General features: G+C 53.8%; 1 rRNA gene. It reads right to left on the reverse strand.

The features are described from left to right. Nucleotides 1–30: 30 nt before the first annotated feature. Nucleotides 31–1,190: ribosomal RNA gene (locus tag R2R70_RS18800) — 23S ribosomal RNA — on the reverse strand; the annotation flags it as partial.

Raw genomic sequence — 1,190 nt, forward strand, 5'->3', positions numbered from 1 at the left:
GTTTGCCTACGCAAACCCCTTGGGTGTTATATGGTCAAGCCTCACGGGCAATTAGTACTGGTTAGCTCAACACATTGCTGTGCTTCCACACCCAGCCTATCAACCTTGTAGTCTTCAAGGGCCCTTCAGGAGGCGCAAGGCCTCAGGGAAGTCTCATCTTGAAGGGGGCTTCCCGCTTAGATGCTTTCAGCGGTTATCCCGTCCGAACGTAGCTACCGGGCAATGCCATTGGCATGACAACCCGAACACCAGAGGTTCGTCCACTCCGGTCCTCTCGTACTAGGAGCAGCTCTTCTCAAACTTCCGACGCCCACGGCAGATAGGGACCGAACTGTCTCACGACGTTCTAAACCCAGCTCGCGTACCACTTTAAATGGCGAACAGCCATACCCTTGGGACCGACTTCAGCCCCAGGATGTGATGAGCCGACATCGAGGTGCCAAACACCGCCGTCGATGTGAACTCTTGGGCGGTATCAGCCTGTTATCCCCGGAGTACCTTTTATCCGTTGAGCGATGGCCCTTCCATACAGAACCACCGGATCACTAGAACCTACTTTCGTACCTGCTCGACGTGTCTGTCTCGCAGTCAAGCACCCTTATGCTCTTGCACTCAATGCACGATTTCCAACCGTGCTGAGGGTACCTTCGTGCTCCTCCGTTACTCTTTAGGAGGAGACCGCCCCAGTCAAACTACCCACCATACACTGTCCTCGATCCGGATAACGGACCTGAGTTAGAACGCCAATGATGTCAGGCTGGTATTTCAAGGTTGGCTCCACCGCATCTGGCGACGTGGTTTCAAAGCCTCCCAGCTATCCTACACAGACAACATCAGCATCCAGTGTAAAGCTATAGTAAAGGTTCACGGGGTCTTTCCGTCTAGCCGCGGGTACACAGCATCTTCACTGCGATTTCAATTTCACTGAGTCTCGGGTGGAGACAGCGTGGCCATCATTACGCCATTCGTGCAGGTCGGAACTTACCCGACAAGGAATTTCGCTACCTTAGGACCGTTATAGTTACGGCCGCCGTTTACCGGGGCTTCGATCAAGAGCTTCGCGTGAGCTAACCCCATCAATTAACCTTCCGGCACCGGGCAGGCGTCACACCCTATACGTCCGCTTGCGCGTTTGCAGAGTGCTGTGTTTTTAATAAACAGTTGCAGCCACCTGGTATCTTCGACCGGTA

The organism is Cobetia sp. SIMBA_158, assembly GCF_046566945.1.
Classification (GTDB): domain Bacteria; phylum Pseudomonadota; class Gammaproteobacteria; order Pseudomonadales; family Halomonadaceae; genus Cobetia; species Cobetia amphilecti.